1 protein-coding gene is annotated in these 1144 nt (G+C 66.1%); it reads left to right on the forward strand.

What is annotated here, in order from left to right; translation table 11 throughout:
- Positions 1–113 precede the first annotated feature (113 nt).
- Positions 114–1144 (forward strand): nitric oxide synthase oxygenase (locus ACIHAX_RS37780; RefSeq protein WP_364440036.1); only part of this gene is annotated, 1031 nt, incomplete at its 3' end.

A 1144-nucleotide genomic window follows, 5' to 3' on the forward strand; every position in this document is an offset into this window, starting at 1 on the left:
TTCATCGCAGCACCTATGCCCGACCGGAGAAAACCGTGAATCCAGTGTCGCCCGTCTCCTCGATCGAGAACGAACCGGACACAAATCCTTTCCTGCCCGATCTGGAACGCCGGATGCGGGAGTGCGACGAGTTCTTCCGGCTGCCCGAATTGGCGCACCTGAGCGCGCAGCGCCGACGCTGCGCGCTGGAGCAGCTCGAACAGACCGGCTCCTACCTCCAGACCGCCGAGGAGATCCTGATCGGAGCCAAACTCGCCTGGCGCAATCACGCCCGCTGCGTCGGCCGCAAGCATTGGCGCTCGTTGAAATTGCTCGACGCCCGGCGGGTCCGCTCGGCGCGCGACCTGGCCGAGGTCTGCTGGCAGCACCTGCACATGGCCACCAACAACGGCGCTATTCAGTCGATGATCACCGTCGGGCCGCCGCGGCAACCGGACGGGCGCGAGTTCCGCATCGTCAGCCCGCAGATCATCCGCTACGCGGGCTACCGCAACGGGGACGGGACGGTCACCGGCGACGCCGCCAACGTCGAGCTCACCGCATTCGCGATGAAGCTCGGGTGGCGCGGCGCCGGAACGCCTTTCGACATCCTTCCGCTGCTGATCAGTACCCCGGACGAGCCGGTTCGCTGGTTCGACATCCCGCCCGAACTCGCACGCGAGGTGGAACTAGAGCATCCCGAGTTCGAGTGGTTCGCCGGACTGGGCCTGCGCTGGCACGCGCTGCCCGCGGTGTCCGACATGAATCTCGAGATCGGCGGCATGACCTATCCGTTCGCACCGTTCAACGGCTGGTATCTGGGCGCGGAGATCGGTGCGCGCAATCTCAGCGACACCAACCGCTACAACATGCTCCCGCTCATCGCGGAGATGATGTGCCTGGACACCCGGGCAGAGCGCAACCTCTGGCGCGATCAGGCTCTGGTCGAACTCAACCGCGCGGTGCTGCACAGCTTCCGCAAGGCGGGCGTGTACATCGTCGACCATCACACCGTCGCCAAACAGTTCTGCGATCACGTCGAGCGCGAGGAAGCCGCGGGCCGAGCCTGCCCCACCGACTGGTCCTGGATCAACCCGCCGATCTCCTCCGGCCTGACCCCGACCTTCCACCGCTACTACGACCCACCCGACATGGACATCCGGCC

This window comes from Nocardia sp. NPDC051929, assembly GCF_044548645.1.
In the GTDB taxonomy this organism is placed as follows: Bacteria; Actinomycetota; Actinomycetes; order Mycobacteriales; family Mycobacteriaceae; genus Nocardia; species Nocardia sichangensis.